Origin of the sequence: Curtobacterium sp. SGAir0471 (assembly GCF_005490985.1) — a bacterium.
Taxonomy (GTDB): Bacteria; Actinomycetota; Actinomycetes; order Actinomycetales; family Microbacteriaceae; genus Curtobacterium.
Window position 1 is genome coordinate 815,613 of the sequence record NZ_CP027869.1, and the last position, 22,687, is coordinate 838,299.

Consider the following 22,687-nt stretch of genomic DNA (forward strand, 5'->3'; position numbering starts at 1 on the left):
GCAGTGCCCACCGACACCGCGCCTCCAGGCCGGCCGCGAGTGTCGACAGAACGTCCGCGCCCATGTAATGACATTCGGCCAAACGCCGTGTACAGTCGTGACCGTCCGCCGATGAAGCCGCACGGAAGGTCCGCCCGTCGCATGACCAACGAAGCACCACACGTCCACGACGTCATCACGATGGGCCGTGTCTCGGTCGACATCTACCCGCAGCAGACCGGACCGCTCGAGGACGTCCCCACCTTCTCGAAGTCCGTCGGCGGCAGCGCCACGAACGTCGCCATCGCCGCGGCCCGACACGGCGCCGGCGCAGCGGTGATCACCCGCACGGGCAACGACCCGTTCGGCCGGTACATCGCCCGTACCCTGCCGGAGTTCGGGGTCGCGAACGACTTCGTGGCGACGGTCGAGGGGCTGAACACCCCCGTGGCCTTCTGCGAGATCTTCCCGCCGGACGACTTCCCGCTCTACTTCTACCGGGCCCCGAAGGCGCCGGACCTGATGATCACGACGAAGTCCCTGCCGCTGCACGCGATCGAGCGGACCCGGGTGTTCTGGACGACCGTGACGGGACTCAGCGAGGAACCGAGCCGCAGCGCCCACCACGCGGCGTACGCGGCGCGGAGCGCGTCGACGGCCCCCACGAGGTCGCACACCGTGCTCGACCTCGACTACCGGGCGATGTTCTGGTCGAACCCCGCAGCGGCGACGCGCGAGGTCGCCGTCGCCCTGGAGCACGCCACCGTCGCCGTCGGCAACCGCGAGGAGTGCGAGGTCGCCGTGGGGGAGACCGACCCCGTGCGCGCCGCCGACGCGCTGCTCGACCGCGGCGTCGAGGTCGCGATCGTCAAGCAGGGGCCGAAGGGCGTCCTGGCGAAGACGCGCGACGAGACCGTGGAGTTCCGCCCGCACACGATCGACGTGGTGAACGGGCTCGGCTCGGGCGACGGGTTCGGCGGCGCGCTCGTGCACGGACTGCTGCAGGGGTGGTCGCTCGACCGCACCCTCGCCTTCGCGAACGCCGCCGGCGCCATCGTCGCCACCCGCTTCGAGTGCTCGACGGCGATGCCGACGAGCGACGAGATCGAGCAGTTCCTGCAGGACAACCCCGTGCAGCCCACCAAGGAGGACGTCGATGCCTGAGATCAGCTCCGCCGACTTCGCCCGCCTGCGCGACCTGCGCGCCGGGTCACCGGAACGGGTCGCCGAGGTCCTGCGGACCCGGACCCGCCGTCCGCTGCTCGCCGACGACGGGAAGCTCTTCATCGTCGCCGCCGACCACCCCGCGCGCGGGGCACTCGCCGTCCGCGACGACGCTTCGGCGATGGCCGATCGGTACGACCTGCTCGAGCGACTCGTCGTGGCACTCGGCAGGCCGGGCGTCGACGGCGTCCTCGGTACGCCGGACGTCCTCGAGGACCTGGCGCTCCTCGGGGCGCTCGACGGCAAGGTCGTCGTCGGCTCGATGAACCGCGGCGGCCTGCGCGGTGCCGCGTTCGAGCTCGACGACCGCTACACGGCGTACTCCGCGCGGGCGATCAAGGACGCCGGGCTCGACTTCGCGAAGCTGCTGGTCCGGGTGGCACTGGAGGACGCCGGCACCGCGCCGACGCTCGAGGCGACGGCGAGGGCGGTCAGCGAGGCCGCCGCCCTGCAGCTGCCGATCATGCTCGAGCCGTTCATGTCCTCGTGGCGCGACGGCCGGGTTGTCAACGACCTGAGCGCCGACGCCGTGATCACCTCGATGGCGATCGCCGCGGGCCTGGGGGAGTCGAGCGCGTACAGCTGGCTGAAGATCCCGGTCGTCGACGACATGGCCCGGGTGATGGCCGCGACCACGCTGCCGACGCTGCTGCTCGGCGGCGACCCATCGGGCAGCCCCGACGAGACGTACGCCACGTGGGCCGACGCGCTCGCCCTGCCGGGCGTTCGCGGACTCGTCGTCGGCCGCACCCTGCTCTACCCGCAGGACGGGGACGTCGCCGCCGCGGTCGACGTCGCGTCCTCACTCGTCCACAGCCGGGAGGCGCGTGGCGAGTCCTCCACAACGGCTCGCGATCACGCCGACTCGCCTGCCCCGTCCACCACCCTGGACACGTCCGTCCCGGAAGGAAGCAACGCATGACCACCAGCACCCAGACCAGTACCGACGCCAGCACCGGAACCACGACGGTCGGGCACTGGATCGACGGCGAGCACGTCGCGTCGGCCTCCGGTCGGACGGCACCGGTCTACGACCCGGCGCTCGGCGTCGCCACGAAGCAGGTCGCCCTCGCGGACGAGGCCGAGATCCAGCGGGCGATCGCGAGCGCCAAGGCAGCGTTCCCGGCATGGAGCAACCTGTCGCTGGCCAAGCGGCAGCAGATCCTCTTCGCGTTCCGCGAGGTCCTGAACCGCGACAAGGCCGAGCTGGCCGAGATCATCACGAGCGAGCACGGCAAGGTCATCGACGACGCCCTGGGAGAGATCGCCCGCGGGCAAGAGGTGGTGGAGCTCGCCACCAACATCCCGAGCCTGATGAAGGGCGAGTTCTCCGACCAGGTCTCGACCGGCATCGACGTGTACTCGATCCGCCAGCCGCTCGGCGTCGTGGGCATCATCTCGCCGTTCAACTTCCCGGCGATGGTGCCGCTCTGGTTCCTGCCGATCGCGATCGCGGCCGGCAACACCGTCGTGCTGAAGCCGAGCGAGAAGGACCCCTCGGCGGCGATCTGGCTGGCCGCGAAGTTCAAGGAGGCCGGCCTGCCCGACGGCGTCTTCACCGTGCTCAACGGCGACAAGGCCGCGGTCGACGGGCTCCTCACCAGCCCGGACGTCGAGTCGATCTCGTTCGTCGGGTCCACCCCGATCGCGCAGTACGTCTACGAGACCGGGACGAAGCACGGTAAGCGCGTGCAGGCCCTCGGCGGTGCGAAGAACCACATGCTGGTGCTGCCGGACGCCGACCTCGACCTCGTCGCGGACAACGCGATCAACGCGGGCTTCGGCTCCGCCGGCGAGCGCTGCATGGCGATCTCGGTCGTCGTCGCCGTCGAGCCGGTGGCCGACGAGCTCGTCGCGAAGATCCGCGAGCGCGCGGCGACGCTGCGCATCGGTGACGGACGCCGCGGCTGCGACATGGGCCCGCTCGTCACCGAGCAGCACCGCGACAAGGTCGCCTCGTACATCGAGGTCGCCGAGCAGGACGGTGCGGTGGTCGTGGTGGACGGCCGCACCGTCCAGCCCGACGGCGACGAGAACGGCTTCTGGCTCGGCCCGACCCTGATCGACAGGGTGCCGACGACGAGCCGGGTCTACACCGAGGAGATCTTCGGTCCGGTCCTGTCGGTCGTGCGCGTGCAGTCGTACGACGAGGGTCTCGAGCTCATCAACTCCGGCGCGTTCGGCAACGGCACCGCGATCTTCACGAACGACGGCGGCGCCGCTCGTCGGTTCCAGCGCGACGTGCAGGTCGGCATGATCGGCATCAACGTCCCGATCCCGGTGCCCGTGGCGTACTACTCGTTCGGCGGGTGGAAGAACTCGCTGTTCGGCGACCACAAGGCGTACGGCGCCGACGGCGTCAGCTTCTTCACCCGGCAGAAGGCGATCACCTCCCGCTGGCTCGACCCCGCCACGCACGGCGGTGTCGACCTCGGCTTCCCGTCGAACGGCTGACGCGCAGCATGGCGAACGAACAACAGCAGCACGACCGCTGGTTCATCCCGGCGGGCTCACGCCCCGAGGCGGGCTGGACGGACGTCGTCGACGGCCGCATCGAGGGATGGGCGCACACCGGTCTGCGGACCGGCGCCCTGCAGGACGGGGGCGAGCTGCGCCTCCCGGCCGACGCGGTCGAACGACTCGTCGTCCCGCTCGCCGGCAGCTTCACCGTGTCGTACGACGACACCACGCAGACCCTCGACGGACGCGCCAGTGTGTTCGAGGGTCCGACGGACGTCCTCTACCTCGGCTCGGGCACCGCCGCGACGATCACCGGTTCCGGCCGTGTCGCCGTCGCCGAGGCGCCCACCGAGACGGTCAAGCCGAGCGTGTACGTCGCCCGCGACGACGTACCCGTCGAACTGCGTGGCGCCGGACAGTCGAGCCGACAGGTGCACAACTTCGGGACCCCGGCCGCGCTCGACGCGGCGGAGTTCATCGTCTGCGAGGTGATCACCCCCGCCGGCAACTGGTCGTCGTACCCGCCGCACAAGCACGACACGAACCGGCCGGGCGAGGAATCGAACCTCGCGGAGATCTACTACTACGAGTGCGCCGTCGCCCGCGGCGTGCCCGCCCCGCCCGAGGCCGACCCGTTCGCACTGCACCGGACCTCCGCGTCCGACGACCGGCCGATCGACGAGTTCCGCCAGGTGCGGACCGGTGACGTCGCCCTCGTGCCGTACGGCTGGCACGGCCCCGCCGTGGCCGCTCCCGGCTACGACATGTACTACCTCAACGTGATGGCCGGGCCGGACCCGGAGCGCGTCTGGAACATCACCGACGACCCCGCCCACGGGTGGGTCCGTCAGACGTGGACCTCGGAGTCGATCGACCCACGCCTGCCCTACGAGAAGGAGCCTTCCCGATGAGCCAGCACACCGGCCCGGAGCAGACCCGTCGGATGACCGTCGGGCAGGCGCTCGTCGAGTTCCTGGCGAACCAGTGGACCGTCGACGGCGACGTCCGCGAGCGCACGATCCCGGGGATCTTCGGCATCTTCGGCCACGGCAACGTCGCCGGCCTCGGCCAGGCGATCAAGCAGCTGCACGTCGAGCAGCCCGGTCTGCTGCCGTACCACCAGGCCCGCAACGAGCAGGCGATGGTGCACGAGGCCGTCGGCTTCGCCCGTATGCACCGTCGACGCGCGACGTTCGCGTCGACGGCCTCGGTGGGTCCCGGCGCGGCGAACATGCTCACCGCGGCGGCGCTCGCCACGACGAACCGGCTGCCCGCACTCCTGCTGCCCTCGGACACGTTCGCCACCCGGACGACCGACCCGGTGCTCCAGCAGATCGAGATGCCGCACGACACCTCGCTGCAGGTGACCGACGCATTCCGGCCGCTGTCCCGCTTCTTCGACCGCGTCGAACGGCCCGAGCAGCTGTTCTCGATCGCGCTCGCCGCGATGCGCGTGCTGACGGACCCGGCCGAGACCGGCGCCGTGACGATCGCCCTGCCGGAGGACGTGCAGGCCGAAGCGCTCGACGTGCCGGTGGCGTTCCTCCAGCCGCGCGAGTGGCACGTCCGGCGTCCGCTGCCCGAGCGCGGACCGCTGGCCCGAGCCGTCGAGGCGATCCGTTCAGCGAAGCGGCCGGTGATCGTCGCCGGTGGCGGCGTGCTGTACTCCGACGCGTCGGAGCAGCTCGCGGCCTTCGTCGAGGCGACCGGCATCCCCGTCGGCACCTCGCAGGCCGGCGGCGGCTCGCTCGTCTGGGACCACCCGCAGTACCTCGGCGGGGTCGGTGCGACGGGCACCGCGGCCGCGAACGCGATCGCCGCGCAGGCCGACGTGGTCATCGGCATCGGCACGCGGTACAGCGACTTCACCACGGCGTCGCGGACGGCGTTCCAGGACCCCGACGTGACGTTCGTCAACGTGAACGTCGCCGCGTTCGACGCCCACAAGCACGGCTCACAGCTGCCGCTCGTCGCGGACGCCCGGGAGGCCCTGGTCGCGTTGACCGAGGAGCTCACGGCAGGTTCGTCGTACGCCGTGTCCGCCGGGTACGCCGCCGAGATCGCATCGCGGAAGCAGGAGTGGGACGCCGTCGTCGACGCCGCGTTCGCGCCGTCCGGCCTCGCGGTCCCCGGCCAGTCCGAGATCATCGGCGCGGTGCAGGCGGCGACGGACCCGCGGGACGTCGTGATCCAGGCCGCCGGCTCGCTCCCGGGCGACCTGCACAAGCTCTGGCGCGTCCGCGACCCGCTCGGGTACCACGTCGAGTACGCGTTCTCGTGCATGGGCTACGAGATCGCCGGCGGCATCGGCGTCCGCCGGGGCGCCCCCGACCGCGACGCGATCGTCATGGTCGGCGACGGCTCGTACCTCATGCTGCACACCGAGCTCGTCACGGCCGTCGCCGAGGGCATCAAGATCGTCGTCGTGCTCATCCAGAACAACGGGTACGCGTCGATCGGGCACCTGTCCGAGACCGTCGGGTCCGAGCGCTACGGCACGAAGTACCGCTACCGGGACGACACCGGATCGTTCGAGAACGACGAGGTGCTGCCCGTCGACCTGGCGGCGAACGCGCGGTCGTACGGCGTCGACGTGATCGAGGTCCAGCCCGGGCCGGACGCGATCGCCGACCTGACCGCGGCCGTGAAGCAGGCGAAGGCGAACGACCACACCACGCTGGTGCACGTGCACTCCGACCCGCTCGTCTACGCCCCGGAGGGCGACGGCTGGTGGGACGTCCCGGTCGCCCAGACCTCGACCCTGCCGAGCACCCGACAGGCCCGAGCCGAGTACGAGCAGCAGGTCGCGTCGCAGCGCCCCCTGCTCGGCTGAACGAACCCCACCCCACGAAGGACGACGACGTCATGACCGACACCCGAACCGCCGACAGCACCGCCGCCGATGCAGCAGCCGCCCCCGCCTCGATCCGCATCGGCACCGCCCCCGACTCCTGGGGCGTCTGGTTCCCGGACGACCCCGGCCAGGTGCCGTGGCAGCGCTTCCTCGACGAGGCCGCCGCCGCCGGGTACGAGTGGATCGAGCTCGGCCCCTACGGCTACCTGCCCACCGATCCGTCGCAGCTCTCCGACGAGCTCGCGTCCCGCGGTCTCAAGCTGTCCGCCGGCACGGTGTTCACCGGGTTCCACAAGGGCGACGACCAGTTCCAGCGGGCGTGGGACCAGGCGGTCGCCGTGGCCGGCCTCGCGTCGGCGCTCGGCGCCGAGCACCTCGTCACGATCCCGGACCTCTGGCGGTCGGACGCGACGAACGAGGTCCTCGAGTCGCGCACCCTGACCGACGAGCAGTGGGAACGCCTCGGCAAGGGGCACGACCAGCTGGGCAGGGCACTGCTCGAGGAGTTCGGGGTCCACCAGCAGTTCCACACCCACGCGGACAGCCACGTCGGGACCTTCCGCGAGACCGTGCGGTTCCTCGAGGTGACCGACCCGCGGTACACGAACCTCTGCCTGGACACCGGGCACTTCGCCTACTACGGCGGCGACAACCTCCGCATGATCGCCGAGCACCCGGAACGCATCGGCTACCTGCACCTCAAGCAGGTCGACACCGAGCTGCTGTTCGACGTGCTGAAGAACGACGTCCCGTTCGCCACCGCCGTCGCGCAGGGGATCATGACCGAGCCCCCGCACGGCACCCCCGAGCTCGCCCCGATCATCGAGGCCGTCGCCCGGATCAACCCGGACGTCTTCGGCATCGTCGAGCAGGACATGTACGGCTGCTCGGTCGACGCCCCCGGCCCGATCGCCGAGCGCACGTTCCAGCACATCTTCGGGTCGACCTCGGCCGCCCGGGTCTCGTAGCAGCGCCGTCCGCCACCACTCGTCCCGAGCAGGAGAACCCCATGAGCACCACCGAGAACCTCCGCGTCGCCGTCGTCGGTGCCGGCGCGATGGGCAGCGACCACGTCCGTCGCATCACGTCCACGATCGCCGGCGCCGACGTCGTCGCCGTCGTCGACCCCGACACCGCCCGCGCGACGGCCGCTGCCGAGAAGGCCCCGGGAGCAATCACCGCCGCGTCGTTCGAGGACGCCCTCGACGCCACCGCGATCGACGCCGTGATCGTCGCGACCCCCGGCTTCCTGCACGAGCCGGTCCTCGTGCCGGCGATCGAGCGCGGGCTCGCCGTCCTGTGCGAGAAGCCCCTCACGACGAGCGCCGAGGACTCCCTGCGCATCGTCGAGCTCGAGCAGGCCAGGTCCGAGCGGCCGCGCATCCAGGTCGGCTTCATGCGCCGGTTCGACAAGGGCTACCAGGAGCTGCGTGCGCTCCGCGAGTCCGGCGCGAACGGGGCGCTCCTCGCCCTGCACCACGCGCACCGCAACCCGACGACGCCACCGAACTTCAGCGAGTCGATGCTCATCCACGACTCGGTGATCCACGAGATCGACATCATCCCGTTCCTGACCGGCGAGCCGATCGTCGCGGTCGAGGTGAAGAAGCCGCGCCGGAACTCGCTCGCGCCGGCCGACCTGCCCGAGCCGCAGTTCGTGCTGTTCACGACCGAGTCGGGGACGATGGCGATCGTCGAGATCAACGTCAACGCGCAGTTCGGGTACCAGGTGACCACCGACGCGGTGTTCGAGTCGGGCGTCGCCTACATCGGGCGCGAGACCACGATGAACGTCGTGTCCGCCGGTGTCTCCGGTCAGGGTGTCACGCCGTCGTTCGTCGAGCGCTTCGGTGCCGCCTACGACGAGGAGGTCCAGCGCTGGGTCGACGCCGCCCGCACCGGTGGCATCGACGGGCCGAGCGCCTGGGACGGCTACACCGCGTCGGTCGTCGCCGAGGTCGCCGTGCGCGCGCAGCAGTCCGGCGCCCTCGAGCAGGTGACCTACGCCACGGCGAAGCCCGCGTTCTACGAGACGACGACGGAAGCCGCGACCGCGCTCGCCGGGGCCTGACGCATGCCGAAGATCGCCCTCGACCCGACCCCGTTCCACCACGACCTGTCGCTGCTCGAGTTCCCGCGGAAGGTCGCCGAGCTCGGGTACGACCATCTGCAGCTCACGCCGCACAGGGACTTCATCCCCTTCTACCGACACCCGAAGGCCGACGACGACCTCGTGGACGCCTTCGCCGCCGCGTGCCGAGACGCCGGTGTCGGCATCGCCAGCGTGCTGCCGGTCCTGCGGTGGTCCGGCCCCGACCGCGACGCCCGCGAAGCCGCGGTGACGAAGTGGAAGCGCGTCATCGAGATCACGAAGCGACTCGGCGTCGACACCATCAACACCGAGTTCTCCGGCCGTCCCGAACGGGCGGAGGAGTCCGAGGACGCCTTCTACCGGTCGATGGAGGAGCTGCTGCCGATCATCGAGGCGTCGGGCATCCGGGTGCTCATCGACCCGCACCCCGACGACTTCGTCGAGAACGGGCTCGAGGCGCTCCGCGTCATCCGAGGCCTCAACTCGAAGCACGTCGGCTTCGTCTACGTCGCCTGCCACACGTTCCACTACGGCGGCAACCTGGACGAGATCATCGACGCCGCCGGTGACTCGCTGCAGCTGGTCCACGTCGCCGACGCCTACGACCACCGACGGTCGCACGGCCTTCGGTACATCTCCAATCCGCCCGGCAACACGGCGCGCGTGCACCAGCACCTGCCGGTCGGCCAGGCCGACGTCGACTTCGACGCCTTCTGGGCGGCACTCGACCGCGTGGGCTTCACGGCACGCGAGGACACCGTCGCGGTCTCCAGCGTCTTCGCCGAGGACGAGAACGCCGACGAGGTGTCCCGCTTCCAGCTCGACGCCATCAGGAAGGGACTCACCCGATGACCACGACTCTCCAGACGCCGACCTCGACCGGCGCCGACACCCGCCCCGTCACCCTGCGGGCAGCGGAGCAGACGCCCACCGCGCTCTGGAACGACTCCGCCGACCCTCGGGAGCTGTCGACCGCGATCCACGAGTACGGCGCCGTCGGGGCGACCTGCAACCCGGTGATCGCCTACACGTGCATCCAGCAGGACCCGGAGACCTGGATCCCGCGCATCCGCGAGATCGCCGCCGAGCACCCGACCGCGGGGGAGTCCTGGATCGGCTGGAAGGCGGTCGAGGAGCTCTCCGTCGCCGCAGCCGCACAGCTGCTGCCGGCCTTCGGGGCCTCCGGCGGACGCAACGGCCGACTCTCGATGCAGACCGATCCTCGTCTGCACCGCGACGTCGACGCCCTCGTCGAACAGGCCGTCCGCTTCTCGCAGCTCGCGCCGAACATCATCGTGAAGATCCCCGCCACGAAGGTCGGCATCGCGGCGATCGAGGAGGCCGCCTTCCGGGGTGTGTCGATCAACGCGACGGTGTCCTTCACCGTGCCGCAGGTCGTCGCGGTCGGCGAGGCGATCGAGCGGGCACTCGACCGCCGCGCTGCCGAGGGACTGCCGGAGCAGGAGTTCGGGCACGTCGTCACGCTGATGGCTGGTCGCTTCGACGACTGGCTCAAGACGGTCGTCGAGCGCGACCACGTGATGATCGACCCCGGGTACCTGGAGTGGGCGGGCGTCGCCGCGGTGAAGCAGGCGTACCGGGTCGTCCGCGAGCGCGGGTTCCGGTCGCGGGTGCTCGTCGCCGCGTTCCGGAACCCGCTGCAGTGGTCGGAGTTCCAGGGCGGGGACCTCGTCGTCTCGCCACCGTTCCAGTGGTCGAAGGACATCAACGACAACGCGTACCCGTTCCGCCCGGACGCGATCGACGACGAGGTCCCCGCGCACGTCCTCGACGCCCTCCGCGCGGCCACGCCGGAGTTCGCCCGGGGCTACGACGTCGACGGCATGACGATCGACGAGTTCGACCGCTTCGGCGCGACCGTCACCACGCTGCGCCAGTTCCTCGACGCCGACGCGAAGCTCGACGCCCTGGTGCGCGACGTCATCGTCCCGGCAGCATGACCGCGGACACCCTCGGCGTCGGGCTCGTCTCGGTCGGGTGGATGGGGCGGCTGCACTCCCGTGCCTACCGCGCGCTGCCCGACCACTTCCCGGAGCTCGGCGTCCGTCCGCGGCTCGTCGTCGCCGCCGACCCCGTGCCCGAGGCCCGCGACCAGGCCGTCGGACGCCTGGGGTACGAGCGCGCGGTCGCCGACTTCCACGAGGTCCTCGCCGACCCCGCGGTCGACGTCGTCTCGATCTGCTCGCCGAACTTCCTGCACCGCGAGATGGCGGTCGCAGCGGCGGAGGCCGGCAAGCCGTTCTGGATCGAGAAGCCGATGGGACGGTACGCGAGCGACTCCCGCGCGATCCACGAGGCCGTCGAGCGGGCGGGACTCGTCACGAGCGTCGGCTTCAACTACCGGCACGCCCCGGCGGTCCAGCGCGCCCGCGAACTCGTCCGGAGCGGTCGCCTCGGGCGCATCACGAACGTCCGCGGGTCGCTCCTCGCCGACTACTCGTCCGACCCGGAGGCCCCGCTCACCTGGCGGTTCGAGCGGGAGCGGGCGGGCTCGGGCGTCCTCGGTGACCTGCTGTCGCACGGCCTCGACCTCGCCCAGTACCTGGTCGGCCGGATCGCCAGCGTGACGGCGCTCGCCGAGACGTTCATCGAGAGCCGGCCCAGGCCCGGAGCGGGGATCGTCGACCGGTCGGCAGCGGCGACGGGCGAGCACGGCGCGGTCGAGAACGAGGACTACGCCGCCCTGCTGTTCCGCTTCGAGGACGGCGCGGTCGGCACCATGGACTCGAGCCGCGTGATGCGCGGCCCGCACGCCGAGTACACGCTCGAGGTCTACGGCACGCGGGGCTCGGTCCGGTGGGACTTCCAGCGGCTGAACGAGCTGCAGGTCGCGCTCGACGGGCAGGAGGTCGACGGGTACGTCACGCACCTCGTCGCGCCGGGCGACGGCCACTTCGCGCGCTTCCAGCCCGGCGCCGGGACCGCGATGGGGTACGACGACCTCAAGACGATCGAGGCGGCCCAGTTCGTCGCGAGCGTGCTGCGCGGTGAGCAGCTCGCGCCGTCGGTCGCCGACGGGCTGGCGGCCGCGTCCATCGTGGAGGCGGCGGAGGCGTCGCTCGTCGACGGCGCGTGGCACGACGTGGCGCGCGTGGACGGGCTGGTCACGACCGACCGTCCCGCTCCGACGCTGTAGACGCGCCGAACGTCGGACGGGAGGCGCGGTGCACGCTGGCACCGCGCCTCCCGTCCGCGACGGCGCACCACCACACCCCCACCTCACCACCCCACACAGGAGGCACCATGCCGCTCGTCCGCATCGATCTCGTCACCGGCCGCACCCCGGAGCAGGTGCGCGCCGTCGCCGACGCGATCCACACCGCCATCGTCGACGAGTACGGCATCCCCGAGCGCGACCGGTTCCAGGTGATCACCGAGCACCCGGCGCAGCAGATCATCGCCGAGGACGCCGGCCTCGGCTTCGAGCGCACCGACGGCGTCGTGATGATCCAGGTCTTCACCCAGGGCGGGCGCAGCGACGAGGCGAAGCAGAGCCTCTACCGGGCGGTCCACGACCGGCTCGCCGAGGTCGGTGTCGCGAGCGAGGACGTCTTCATCGGCTACGTCGAGAACGGCCCGCAGGACTGGTCGTTCGGCTTCGGCCGCGCCCAGTACGTCACCGGCGAGCTCGGCGTGCCGTCTGCGAGCTGAGGCGGCTCCGCCGGTCTACTTGTCGACGAGGGTGACCTCGAACGAGTAGCGGTCCGGGCGGTAGCAGTGCACGCCGTACTCCACCGCCCGGCCCGACGCGTCGTACGCGGTGCGGCTCATCGTCAGCACCGGGTCACCGTCCTCGATCTCGAGCAGCGAGGCCTCGTCGTCCGTGACCGCTCGCGCCCCGATCCGCTGCTTCGCGACCCGCATCGTCACGCCACGACCGCGCAGCAGCTGGTAGAGCCCGTGCGCCTGCAGGTCGGCGTCGGTGATGTCGGCGAACTCGGGCGGCAGGAAGTTCTCGAGGATCGCCATCGGCACGTCCTCGGCGAAGCGGACCCGACGGATGTGCGCGACGGTGGTGCCGGGCGCGAGGCCGAGCGCCTCGGCGACGGCGTCGGTCGCCGGGACGTCGTCGCGCTGCAGCAGCTTCGTCGCCGGTGCCTGCGCGCCCTGCGCCAGGTCGTCGTACAGGCTCGTCAGCTCGACCTTGCGCGTCACCGGGCCGTGCACGACCTGCGTGCCGATGCCGCGACGACGGACGAGCAGGCCCTTGTCGACGAGGTCCTGGATCGCTCGACGGATCGTCGGTCGCGAGAGCCCGAGGCGCTCGCCGAGGGCGATCTCGTTCTCGAGCCGGGCACCGGGCGGCATCGCGCCGGAGCGGATCGCCTCCTCGATGCGCGAGGCGACCTGGAAGTAGAGGGGCATCGGCCCCGACCGGTCCAGGTCCATGAACAGGTCGGACGGCAGCTGGCCTTCGTTGGTCATCGCGGTCCTTCGGGGGAGACGGCACCGACGGCGGTGCCCGAGCGGCAATGTCGTGACAATACCACCGGGGTCCCCGCGCCCCCGGGCGCGGCCCGCCCCGTCAGTCGGCGAAGATCATCGGGCGGTTCGACAGCCGCGGCTGGGCTGCCGCACGGGGCTGCTCCGGCCGCGGACGCACCGGCGCGATGTGCACGCGGGTCGCCGCACCGAGCGCCTCGACCGTGTCGCACCCGTGCTGCCCCGCTGCGTGCACGACGATCGCAGCGCAGGCCTCGGCGTCGGCGGCGGCGTCGTGGTGCTGGAACCCCTCGTACCCGGCCGCTCGCGCAGCCATCGGCAGGCGGTACGAGTCGAGCGTGTACGTCTTCCGCGCCACCTGGAGCGAGCACAGCGAGTGGTGTTCGGCGAGTTCGGTACCGGTCGCCGAGCACCCGCCCGCGATCACACCCATGTCGAACCGGGCGTTGTGAGCGACGAGGACGTCCCCCTCGGCGAACGCCACGATGTCGCGGTACTGCTCGGCCCAGCCCTTGGCCCCGACGACGTCCGACGCGACGATGCCGTGGATGCGCGTGTTCCACTCGAGGAAGGCGTCGTGCCCGACCGGTGGCTGGATGAACCAGGAGGCCCGCTCGACCACGCGGCCACCGCGGACCTTGACGAGTCCGACGGAGCAGGCGCTCGCGGGGGAGCTGTTCGCGGTCTCGAAGTCGATCGCGGTGAAGTTCAACGGCACGCCCTCGATGCTCGCACGGGGTTCCGACATCACCCGTGCGCGGCCCCGGCGTTGCGGCCCGGCACGGTAGCGTCCGAGGCGTGCCAGCTCCGACCTCCCAGCCGCTCGTCCTCGTCCTGCCCGGCTCCGGGTACGGCCAGCAAGCGCCGTTGCTCTGGTGGACGCGCGCGATCGCCGAGCAGCATGACATCGAGGTCGTCGCGCCCGCGTGGACGGTCGACTCCGCGGCGAAGGCGGACCCCGTGGCCTTCGTCGAGCGGCAGGTCACACGCGCACTCGACGGTCGCCGCCCCGACCTCGTCGTCGCGAAGTCGTTCGGGTGCTTCGCCCTGCCCTGGGCGGTCCGGCGCGGTGTCGACGGTGTGTGGCTCACGCCCGTCCTGACAGATCCCGCGGTGGCCGCCGCACTCGCCGCGGCCGGTGCGGAGTCGATCGCGGTCGGCGGGTCCGCCGACCCGATGTGGCTGCCGTCCGCGGTCGGGACGACCTGCGCCGGGCTGCACACCGTCGACGGAGCCGACCACGCGCTCGAGGTGCGTGGCGACTGGCGGCGTTCCCAGCGCCTCCAGTCCGACGTCCTGGGGCTGGTCGAGGAGCGCATCGCGACGCTGGTGCGGTGAACCGGTGCGACGTACAGTCGGCGCATGGGGAAGTCGGGGGACCTGGACGCGCTGCTGGCGCGCGCTGATCGCGTCGACGCGCAGCCGCACACCGTGCGCCGCGGGGTCGGCCTGGGCGTGACGCTGCTCGCGACGGCGGGGCTGGTCGCCTGCATCGTGCTCGGGATCGCGCAGGGCCTGCTGCTCACGGTCGTGCGCTTCGTGTACGGCATCTGGCCGCAGTGACCGCACCGGCCTGGAGGCTCGGGTCGGCTCCGGCGGGCCGCCGCCGGTAGGCTGTCCTCCCGTGGCTCTCACCATCGGAATCGTCGGTCTCCCGAACGTCGGCAAGTCGACCCTGTTCAACGCCCTGACCAAGAACCAGGTCCTCGCCGCGAACTACCCGTTCGCGACGATCGAACCGAACGTCGGCGTGGTGAACCTGCCCGACCCGCGGCTCGACCAGCTCGCGACGCTCTTCAGCTCCGAGAAGACCGTCCCCGCGCCGGTGTCGTTCGTCGACATCGCCGGCATCGTCAAGGGTGCGAGCGAGGGCGAGGGCCTCGGCAACAAGTTCCTCGCGAACATCCGCGAGGCCGACGCGATCGCGCAGGTCGTCCGCGGCTTCGCCGACGACGACGTCGTGCACGTGGCGAACAAGGTCTCGCCGAAGGACGACCTCGAGGTCATCAACACCGAGCTGATCCTGGCCGACCTCGAGACCATCGAGAAGGCCCTGCCGCGGTACGAGAAGACCGTGAAGCTCAAGCAGGCCGAGCCGATCGTCCTCGAGACCGCGAAGGAGGCGAAGGCCGCACTCGAGCAGGGCACCCTGCTGTCCGCGACCTCGATCGACCTGTCGCCGATCGCCGAGCTCGGGCTGCTCAGCGCCAAGCCGTTCATCTTCGTCTTCAACGTCGACGAGTCGATCCTGACCGACGAGTCGCGGAAGGCCGAGCTCGCCGCCCTGGTCGCTCCTGCGCAGGCCGTGTTCCTCGACGCGAAGATCGAGTCCGAGCTCATCGACCTCGACCCCGAGGACGCCGCCGAGCTCCTCGAGTCGACCGGGCAGACGGAGTCGGGCCTCGACCAGCTCGCCCGCATCGGCTTCGACACCCTCGGGCTGCAGACCTACCTGACCGCCGGGCCGAAGGAAGCGCGGGCGTGGACGATCGGCAAGGGCTGGAAGGCTCCCCAGGCTGCCGGCGTCATCCACACCGACTTCGAGAAGGGCTTCATCAAGGCCGAGGTCATCTCGTTCGAGGACCTCATGGAGGCCGGCTCCATCGCCGAGGCACGTGCGCACGGCAAGGCCCGGATCGAGGGCAAGGACTACGTCATGCAGGACGGCGACGTGGTGGAGTTCCGCTTCAACAACTGACTGCCGTTGCCCGGAGCGCCCGTGCAGCCGTCGGCTGCGCGGGCGCTGCCGTCTGTCAGACGCCGCCGACCGCCTCGAGGTCCCACACCGGCGGGACGTACTCCCGCGACCAGCCCTCGCGGAGCCGGGTGACCGCGCGGTCGAACGACTCGAGCAGGTCCATCTCCGGCCGGACCATCGACTGCAGCTGCAGCCCCTCGTACGTCGCGAGGAGCTGCTCGGCACCGCGTGCCGGCTCCATCGTGTGCGGCTCGCGCCCGAGCTCGACGTCCCGCTGCAGAGCCGCGAGCACGAAGGCGTGGAAGCGTCGCCAGCGCAGGTGCAGCATCGGTGCGAGCGGGTGGTGCGGCGTCGCGGCGATGTTGAGCGTGCACGTCAGGAACCGCATGAGCGACGGGTCGGCGACGTTCGCGCGGACGATGGCGCGGAGGAACACGATCGTCCCGCTGCGTTCGGCGATCGGCAGCAGCTCGGTCGTCCGCTGGTCGTTCCACTGGTCGATCGTGGCGAGCAGCAGCCCGTCCCAGGTCGGGAAGACCTCGGTCACGACGTCGAGTGGCCGTCCGGCCTCGGTGGCCACGTGCTCGTAGGACACCTCGTGCAGGGCGTTGGCGCGGAGCACGCGGATCATCGCGTCGACGATCTCGACCCGCAGCAGCGCGGACGAGTCGAGGGGTTGGAACGGTCGCATGGATCCAGTCCAGTGCGTTGCCACTGCCCTGACCAGTCCCCAGAACTGGGAAGAGCCGATCCGCGCAGCCGTGCCGTCCCGGCGTGGCGGACGAGCAGCGCGTCCCCCGGCGGCAGGCCAACCTGAGTGCCCGGCTCAGGCGGGGCGTTGAATGCACTGGTGAAGTACGTGGTCTACGGAGAGAACCGAGTGATGACCGGCGATGCGATCGCCGAGGCGGTGCTCGCCTACGCCGCTGCGCTCGGCGAGAACGGGACGACGGACATCGTCGAGATCCCGACCGCTGACGCCGAGGGCTACGGCACGACGGCGGAGGTGCTGCTCGGCCCGGCTTCGCAGATCATGGTCGAAGTGGCTCCGGACGACGAACTGGAGCCGGAGGACGAGGACCTCGTCAACGAGCTCGCGCGTCGTACGAAGGCCGTCGGTGGCGGCCGGTTCGAAGATGCGGCGTCGTCGCACTCCGACGAGCCCGAGGCGCGCCGACTGCGGACGGACCCGCCCCAGGTCTGACCGGATCGGAGCCCCTGTGGACGAGGGGCTCCGTCGTCACGCGGTCTGGTGCCGGGGTCACTCGACGATCGCGAGGATCACGCCCGGAATGTGCTGTTCGATGACGTCCCATACGATGTCCTTCCGGGCTTTCCGGTAGTCGTGGGACAGGATGTTCCGTGTCCGTCGAACTGCTGCCAAGGACAAGTGGACCGGCAGTCGAGCGCGCCGGTCCTCGGGCAGGCGACCCAAGAGGTCGTCGAAGTGGATGACGACCGCTTCGGCGGCACGGTAGGTCAGACTCCGTGGAGCTTCGAACGTGTCCCTCCCGTGCTCGACGATCGACGAGCACTCGGCGAGCAGGTCGATCAGGCCGTCCCGGATCGCCGGCCAGCGATCGCGGTCGTCGTGACGATCGGAGCGCGCCTTCGGGGTGAACCGGTCGGTCACAAGGGAACCGCTTCGTCGAGGACGTGACGGAAGTGCTCGTCGCCGACGAGATCGTCGGTGAGCACATCGGCCGCGAACCCGAGGAGGTCCTCGACCGCAGCGGCGAAGCCACCGAGGTCGAACAACGATGCGCCGGGTGCGAGGCCGACCAGCAGGTCGACGTCACTCTGCTCGGTGTCCTCACCGCGGACGGCGGAGCCGAACACCCGCACATCGCGGAGGTGGAAGCGTTCCGCTGCCCGCAGGACATCGTCCGCGTAGAGAGCGAGCGGGATGCTGGGACGGGCCCGCGCCGCGCGCAGAATGCGCTGGAGCGTCTCAGGGCGTGGCTGCTTGCGACCGCTCTCGTAGGCGGAGATGCTCGGCTGCTGCATGCCCGCTGCCGTTGCCAGCGCGCTCTGGGACAGGCCGACGTCCTCACGCGCAGCGCGGATCAGTTCGGCCGCTCGTTCGACGCGCATCGCAGACCTCCCATACCCCAGGACTATAACCTCCGGGGCTGGCCGCGCAACGCACACTCCGAACCTCCTCGCACAGGCGGAACCTACCGTCGATGACAAGACGAGGAGGACACGTGAAGTACATCCACTACGACGCGAGCCTGATCCTCACGGGGGACCTGATCGCGGACGCGGTCGCCGACTACGCGGCCGTCCTCGGAGCGAACTCCCGCACCGACACGATCACGGTGCCCAGCGTGGGTGACGACGGCTCGGTGTCGACATCGATCCTGCTGGTGGGCCCGGCGAGCGAGCTCTGCGTGACCGTCGCTCCGGACGACGAGCTCGAGCCCGAGGACCCGGCGTTCATCCGTCGGCTTCGTGACGCGGCACGACGGGCGGGTCCGGCGCTCCCGGTGAACGCCGACGGCGGGATGCGCTTCCGCGGGGCGGAGGAGCCGTCCTCGTACGACCGGGCCTGAGACGGCGACGAGCGCGCACGCGCAGCGCGCGACGACGGCACGCACGCCGCGCACGACGAACGCCGCCGGCACTGGGCCGACGGCGTTCGTGTGGTCAGGGGCCGCGCGAGCGGTCCAGTTCGGGCCCCTAGGCGGCCAGGGCGAGCTCGCCCCTGCGGATGCGGCGCGCGAGCAGGATGGTCCGGCTCGACTCGCCCCGCCAGGAGCGGCCGGGGACGGTCCAGCCGGCTTCGCCGTCGACGTCCACGCGTGCGTCACGCGTGACGAACAGGCGCAGGTCGTCGGCCGGGATGCGGACGAGGTACTCGCGCTGCGAGCGGTCGTCACGCACCGGGAACTCGGCGATGCGGTCGGGGGAGACGGTGGGCGCCGCGAGTGCGGTCCCGGTGATGGTGATGCGGTCGTTGCTGGTCATGGTTGTGCGGTACTTCCTGGTCGTTCGGCGCCCGGTCGTGCCGTGGTCGGCGGACTTCGTGGTCCGGCGCGACGCATCGGCTGCGGGCGCGCACGTCGTGTCTCGACGTGCAGCTCGTCCGGTCGGACTGAGCGGTGGTCTCGGTGGAATGCGACCCGGCGGGTCGGTGTCGAGACAGGTTGGTGTGCGCGAGTCAGATGGGTTCGCTGCAGTGCACCAGCTGAACAGTATACGTCGCCCCAGGCCGGACGTCCAGGGTCCTCGGCCCGTAACGCCGCGGAAACGTGCGACGTCGGTGCGCGAAACAGTGCGCCGTTAGCGTGCGGACCACTGAGTACCCGCTCAGACTCCCTCCCCTCCCACCCCTTCCCGAAGGACCTGCTCGGATGCAGCACCGAACCCTGCGGTGCCCTCGAGCCGCGATCGTCCCTGCGACGATCGCGGCCGGGGCCATCGGCCTCACCGTCCTCGCCGCGACGCCCGCGGCCGCGGCGCCCACCGCCACCACCGTCCGCATCGCGGCGCCGTCGAGCGCGACGGTCGGCGAACCGATCGACCTCGACGTCACGATCCCGGCGACGACCGACGTCTACGCCTACGAGATCACGATCGACACCGACGAGGACGCCCTCGCGGTCGTCGACGGCAGCGTCACCGGCCCCGACGGCGGCTTCGACCGCGTCGAACAGGACGCCGACACCATCACGATCGTGCACTCCCGGCTCGGCACCTCGCCGGCGTTGAGCGGCGACCTGGCCGCCTCGGTGGCGCTGACGCCGACGGCTGCCGGTGACACCGACCTGGCGGTGTCGAGCGTCGTGCTCGTCGGCTCCGACGGCAGCTCGACGACACTGACCGACCCGGTGTCGACGACCGTCAGCATCGCTGCCGTCCCGACCCCGACGCCGACCGCGACGCCAGACCCGACCGACGCACCCGACCCGGCACCGAGCACGTCCACCACCCCGACCCCCGGCAGCACCGCGACGGCGGTCCCGGCCGGTGCCGCGGGAGCACCCGGTCGTCCCGCCGGCGGAGCGCTCGCCTGGACCGGTGCGGACGTCGCTCCCTGGGCTGCCGCGTCCCTGGCGCTGCTCGCACTCGGGACCACCCTCGTCACCCTGCGCGCCCGACGTGCGCGCCGCGAGCGCAACGGAGACGCCGCATGACCGCCCGGAACCAGAGTGAAGGCCGCAGCGCTGCCCGGACCGGAGCGCGTCGACGCACCGCTGTCACCGGTGCCTCGTTGGTCGCCCTCGTCGGCGCGGGCATCGTCGCCGTCCCGAGCCTGACCGCTGCCGCCGCCCCGTCCGTGGACGCCCGCCCCGCCGCCATGCTCGCGCCGTACTACACGGAACTCGACCTCAACGGTGACGAGCAGGTGACCGAGGACGACCTCGCCGAGCTCGGTGACCACCTCGGCGTCTCGCGACCGGCCACGGGCACCGACCCGGAGTGGGACGCGGTCGCCGTCGCCGACACGGACGGCGACGGCACCATCACCGTCGCCGACCTCGCGGCGCTGTCCCAGCGGATCATCTACGACGACGGGCCGTTCGAGCTCGTCGAGGCCTCCACGATCGACATGCAGGCGGCGATGAACGCGGGGGTGACGACCTCCGTCGCCATCACGCAGGAGTACCTCGACCGGATCGCCGCCTACGACCGGACGAAGGTCGACGGAGCCACGAACGGCCGACCGCTCAACTCGATCATCACCACGAACGCCGCCGCACTGACCGCAGCGAAGGCCGCCGACACCGAGCGGGCGGAACACGGCATGACGAGCATGCTACTCGGCGTGCCGATCGCGGTGAAGGACAACTACGACACGAAGGACATGCCGACCACGGGCGGCTGCTCGTGCTGGAGCGCGAACCAGACCGACACCGACGCGACGATGGTCGCCGGCCTCCGCGACGCCGGTGCGGTCATCCTCGCCAAGGCGAGCCTCGACGAGTTCGCCTACGGCTTCGTCTCCGAGTTCTCGACCGGACAGCCGGCCGGTTCCTCGCTCCTCGTCGCGAGCCCGTACGTGACGTCGCAGAGCGCCGGTGGCTCCAGCGGCGGCACCGGTGCGGCGATCGCGGCGAACCTGGCCGGGATCGGGTTCGGTACGGACACGGGCGGTTCGATCCGCATCCCGTCGACCTACAACCAGCTCGTCGGCATCCGTCCGACGGTCGGGCTGGCCAGCCGTGACGGCATCATCCCGCTCGCCCTCTCGCAGGACACCGGCGGCCCGATCGCCCGGTCGGTGACCGACGCCGCGGTCGCACTCGACGCCGTCACCGGTGTCGACGCTGCGGACCCCGTCACGAACACCCAGTCCGGCAAGGTCCCGACGTCGTACACCTCGTCGCTCGACGCGACGTCGCTGCAGGGCGCACGGATCGGGTACGTCACGAGCATGGTCGGCACGAACGCCACGACGAAGCGCCTGTTCGACGAGTCCATGGCGAAGCTCACCGCGGCCGGTGCCACGGTCGTCCCGATCGCCCCGACGACGGCGTTCAACCGGGTGCTCTCCGAGGGCAGCGGCAGCACGAACGAGTTCGGGCACGACCTCGACGAGTACGTCGCGGAGCACCTCGACCCGGACGTCACCGCGCGGTCGCTGCAGGGGATCCTCGACTCCGGGCAGTACGTGCCGAGCCGGAAGTCCACCTACGAGTCGCGGAACACGATCACCGACGCGCAGTACCAGGCGTGGGCCGGCCCGACCGGATCGCACACGACGCAGCTCGCGGCCGGCAAGGCGCTCGTGACGCAGATGCTCGACGACCAGGACCTCGATGCCCTGGTCTACCCGTCGGGCACGCCGTACGGCACCCAGTCGACGAACATGCGGCTCAGCCCGAACACGGGCATGCCGGCGCTGACGGTCCCGATGGGCCAGGCGACCGCTGCCGACGGCACGGTCACCGGCGGTGGCGTCAACCTCGAGTTCCTCGGCCGGTCCTTCGACGAGGGCACGCTGATCGGGCTCGGGTACTCGTTCGAGCAGGCCACGAAGGCGCGCACCGCGCCGGCGCTGTACGGCCCGCTCGGCTGAGCCGGACGGTCCTGACGGACCACGAGACGGACGGGAGGCCCGTGGCGACACCGCCACGGGCCTCCCGTCTCCACGCGGTTCAGTTGAGGGCGGGGGTGTCCTCCGGCACGACGCCGTCGCCGTACAGGTCGGTCGCCAGGTCGCGCAGCGCCCGCAGCGCCACGCGCTGCGTCAGCGGGCCGTAGGAGATGCGCGCGACGCCGAGCTCCTGGTACTCGGCGGCGGTCAGTGCGCCGGGCAGGCCGATCACCGAGAGCCTGCCGCGGCCGAGCCCGTCGACGAGTCGCTCGACCACGTCGCGCTGGATCGCGCCCGGCACGAAGACGAGCGGCGCTCCGACGTCGAGGAACGCCTTCCCGCGGGCGATGGCGTCCTCGATGCTCTCGTCGATCGGGCGGTCCCCGCCACGGGCGATCGCGTCCGTGCGGGCGTTGAGCTGGAAGTCGACGCCCTCGGCCTCGACGGCGGCGGTGATCGCGGCGACGCGGGCCACGGCCTCGTCGAACGGCCGGAGCCGGTCCTCGACGTTGGCGCCGACGATCCCGGCGGCGATCGCGCGGCGGATCGTCTCAGCCGGGTCCTCGTACCCGTCGTCCAGGTCTGCCGTGACGGGCAGGTCCGTGGCGGCGGCGACGGTCGCGGCGCCCGCGAGGGCGACGTCGAGCGGCATCCCGCCGTCGTCGTAGCCGTGGCTCGCGGCGATGGAGTGCCCGGCCGTCGCGATGGCCTTCGTCTCCGGCAGGTCGCTGACGACCTTCGCGCTGATCGCGTCCCAGACGTTCACGACGCGCAGGATCTCGGGGGCTTCGTGCAGCTGCTTGAGGGTGGTCGCCTTGTCGGCGGTGCTCGTGCTCATGGTGCCGAACCTATGCGGCGGACGTGTGGCGCGAC

The 22,687-nt window shown here is 71.3% G+C and carries 25 protein-coding genes; 18 read left to right on the forward strand and 7 right to left on the reverse strand.

All coding sequences use genetic code 11. The features are described from left to right. The first annotated feature begins 141 nt into the window (after positions 1–141). The 11 genes from iolC to C1N91_RS03855 all read left to right on the forward strand — a co-directional run bounded on the left by iolC (position 142) and on the right by C1N91_RS03855 (position 12,281). Positions 142–1,143 carry a 5-dehydro-2-deoxygluconokinase gene (gene iolC / locus C1N91_RS03805; protein ID WP_137766663.1) on the forward strand — a complete coding sequence of 334 codons (1,002 nt, stop codon included), beginning with the start codon at positions 142–144 and terminating at the stop codon, positions 1,141–1,143. Next, positions 1,136–2,125: a class I fructose-bisphosphate aldolase gene (locus C1N91_RS03810; protein ID WP_137766664.1), complete on the forward strand. Its 990-nt coding sequence runs from the start codon at positions 1,136–1,138 to the stop codon at positions 2,123–2,125. Before iolC ends, C1N91_RS03810 begins: the two co-directional genes overlap by 8 nt. Then, complete coding sequence (locus C1N91_RS03815) at positions 2,122–3,657, forward strand: CoA-acylating methylmalonate-semialdehyde dehydrogenase (RefSeq protein ID WP_137766665.1); 1,536 nt, start codon at positions 2,122–2,124, stop codon at positions 3,655–3,657. Before C1N91_RS03810 ends, C1N91_RS03815 begins: the two co-directional genes overlap by 4 nt. A gap of 8 nt (positions 3,658–3,665) precedes the next feature. Next, positions 3,666–4,574, forward strand: coding sequence for a 5-deoxy-glucuronate isomerase (gene iolB, locus C1N91_RS03820; protein ID WP_137766666.1), 909 nt, complete (start codon positions 3,666–3,668; stop codon positions 4,572–4,574). After that, positions 4,571–6,496 carry a 3D-(3,5/4)-trihydroxycyclohexane-1,2-dione acylhydrolase (decyclizing) gene (gene iolD / locus C1N91_RS03825; RefSeq protein WP_137766667.1) on the forward strand — a complete coding sequence of 642 codons (1,926 nt, stop codon included), beginning with the start codon at positions 4,571–4,573 and terminating at the stop codon, positions 6,494–6,496. Before iolB ends, iolD begins: the two co-directional genes overlap by 4 nt. A 32-nt stretch (positions 6,497–6,528) precedes the next feature. Next, positions 6,529–7,485 carry a sugar phosphate isomerase/epimerase family protein gene (locus C1N91_RS03830; protein WP_137766668.1) on the forward strand — a complete coding sequence of 319 codons (957 nt, stop codon included), beginning with the start codon at positions 6,529–6,531 and terminating at the stop codon, positions 7,483–7,485. 41 nt (positions 7,486–7,526) lie between these two features. Further along, positions 7,527–8,588 carry a Gfo/Idh/MocA family protein gene (locus C1N91_RS03835; protein WP_137766669.1) on the forward strand — a complete coding sequence of 354 codons (1,062 nt, stop codon included), beginning with the start codon at positions 7,527–7,529 and terminating at the stop codon, positions 8,586–8,588. 3 nt (positions 8,589–8,591) lie between these two features. Next, a complete protein-coding gene (locus C1N91_RS03840) occupies positions 8,592–9,461 on the forward strand; it encodes a sugar phosphate isomerase/epimerase family protein (RefSeq protein WP_137766670.1) in 870 nt (289 codons plus the stop codon). After that, positions 9,458–10,570, forward strand: a complete 1,113-nt coding sequence (locus tag C1N91_RS03845) for a transaldolase family protein (protein ID WP_137766671.1) — start codon at positions 9,458–9,460, stop codon at positions 10,568–10,570. The genes C1N91_RS03840 and C1N91_RS03845 overlap by 4 nt, the downstream gene beginning before the upstream one ends. Next, positions 10,567–11,766 carry a Gfo/Idh/MocA family protein gene (locus C1N91_RS03850; protein WP_137766672.1) on the forward strand — a complete coding sequence of 400 codons (1,200 nt, stop codon included), beginning with the start codon at positions 10,567–10,569 and terminating at the stop codon, positions 11,764–11,766. Before C1N91_RS03845 ends, C1N91_RS03850 begins: the two co-directional genes overlap by 4 nt. Positions 11,767–11,873: 107 nt before the next feature. Next, complete coding sequence (locus C1N91_RS03855; RefSeq protein WP_137766673.1) at positions 11,874–12,281, forward strand: tautomerase family protein; 408 nt, start codon at positions 11,874–11,876, stop codon at positions 12,279–12,281. Between the two features lie 15 nt (positions 12,282–12,296). Here the strand turns inward: C1N91_RS03855 and C1N91_RS03860 are convergent, their stop codons facing one another. Further along, on the reverse strand, positions 12,297–13,055 hold the full coding sequence (locus C1N91_RS03860; RefSeq protein ID WP_137766674.1) for a GntR family transcriptional regulator: 759 nt from the start codon (positions 13,053–13,055) through the stop codon (positions 12,297–12,299). Positions 13,056–13,155: 100 nt separating this feature from the next. Then, positions 13,156–13,791 carry an exonuclease domain-containing protein gene (locus tag C1N91_RS03865; protein ID WP_137766675.1) on the reverse strand — a complete coding sequence of 212 codons (636 nt, stop codon included), beginning with the start codon at positions 13,789–13,791 and terminating at the stop codon, positions 13,156–13,158. 80 nt (positions 13,792–13,871) lie between these two features. Here C1N91_RS03865 and C1N91_RS03870 point away from each other — a divergent pair, with 80 nt between their 5' ends. From C1N91_RS03870 to ychF, 3 genes are all read left to right on the forward strand, one after another. Beyond that, entirely contained in the window at positions 13,872–14,411 is a 540-nt protein-coding gene (locus C1N91_RS03870; protein ID WP_137766676.1) for a hypothetical protein, read from the forward strand. Between the two features lie 24 nt (positions 14,412–14,435). Next, positions 14,436–14,636: a hypothetical protein gene (locus C1N91_RS03875; protein ID WP_137766677.1), complete on the forward strand. Its 201-nt coding sequence runs from the start codon at positions 14,436–14,438 to the stop codon at positions 14,634–14,636. A 61-nt stretch (positions 14,637–14,697) separates the two neighbouring features. Beyond that, complete coding sequence (gene ychF, locus C1N91_RS03880; RefSeq protein ID WP_137766678.1) at positions 14,698–15,771, forward strand: redox-regulated ATPase YchF; 1,074 nt, start codon at positions 14,698–14,700, stop codon at positions 15,769–15,771. Positions 15,772–15,826: 55 nt separating this feature from the next. Here the strand turns inward: ychF and C1N91_RS03885 are convergent, their stop codons facing one another. After that, complete coding sequence (locus tag C1N91_RS03885; protein ID WP_137766679.1) at positions 15,827–16,462, reverse strand: TetR family transcriptional regulator C-terminal domain-containing protein; 636 nt, start codon at positions 16,460–16,462, stop codon at positions 15,827–15,829. A 159-nt stretch (positions 16,463–16,621) separates the two neighbouring features. Between C1N91_RS03885 and C1N91_RS03890 the strand changes: the two genes are divergently transcribed. Beyond that, positions 16,622–16,975 (forward strand): hypothetical protein, encoded by a 354-nt coding sequence (locus tag C1N91_RS03890; RefSeq protein ID WP_137766680.1) that lies wholly within the window; start codon positions 16,622–16,624, stop codon positions 16,973–16,975. Between the two features lie 57 nt (positions 16,976–17,032). Here C1N91_RS03890 and C1N91_RS03895 read toward each other — a convergent pair whose 3' ends face one another. After that, a complete protein-coding gene (locus C1N91_RS03895) occupies positions 17,033–17,404 on the reverse strand; it encodes a HepT-like ribonuclease domain-containing protein (protein WP_175415904.1) in 372 nt (123 codons plus the stop codon). Further along, positions 17,401–17,865, reverse strand: coding sequence for a helix-turn-helix domain-containing protein (locus C1N91_RS03900; protein ID WP_137766682.1), 465 nt, complete (start codon positions 17,863–17,865; stop codon positions 17,401–17,403). Before C1N91_RS03900 ends, C1N91_RS03895 begins: the two co-directional genes overlap by 4 nt. A gap of 113 nt (positions 17,866–17,978) precedes the next feature. Here C1N91_RS03900 and C1N91_RS03905 point away from each other — a divergent pair, with 113 nt between their 5' ends. Further along, positions 17,979–18,326, forward strand: a complete 348-nt coding sequence (locus C1N91_RS03905; protein ID WP_137766683.1) for a hypothetical protein — start codon at positions 17,979–17,981, stop codon at positions 18,324–18,326. Between the two features lie 127 nt (positions 18,327–18,453). On the opposite strand, the gene C1N91_RS03910 is transcribed toward C1N91_RS03905, so the two are convergent. Beyond that, positions 18,454–18,741 (reverse strand): hypothetical protein, encoded by a 288-nt coding sequence (locus C1N91_RS03910; RefSeq protein WP_137766684.1) that lies wholly within the window; start codon positions 18,739–18,741, stop codon positions 18,454–18,456. Between the two features lie 386 nt (positions 18,742–19,127). On the opposite strand from C1N91_RS03910, the gene C1N91_RS03915 reads away from it, so the two are divergent. Together C1N91_RS03915 and C1N91_RS03920 are read left to right on the forward strand one after the other, a co-directional pair. Beyond that, a complete protein-coding gene (locus tag C1N91_RS03915; RefSeq protein ID WP_137766685.1) occupies positions 19,128–19,910 on the forward strand; it encodes a cohesin domain-containing protein in 783 nt (260 codons plus the stop codon). Further along, positions 19,907–21,796 carry an amidase family protein gene (locus tag C1N91_RS03920; protein WP_137766686.1) on the forward strand — a complete coding sequence of 630 codons (1,890 nt, stop codon included), beginning with the start codon at positions 19,907–19,909 and terminating at the stop codon, positions 21,794–21,796. Before C1N91_RS03915 ends, C1N91_RS03920 begins: the two co-directional genes overlap by 4 nt. Positions 21,797–21,875: 79 nt before the next feature. Here C1N91_RS03920 and C1N91_RS03925 read toward each other — a convergent pair whose 3' ends face one another. Continuing rightward, positions 21,876–22,652, reverse strand: a complete 777-nt coding sequence (locus tag C1N91_RS03925) for an isocitrate lyase/PEP mutase family protein (RefSeq protein WP_137766687.1) — start codon at positions 22,650–22,652, stop codon at positions 21,876–21,878. Positions 22,653–22,687: the final 35 nt, after the last annotated feature.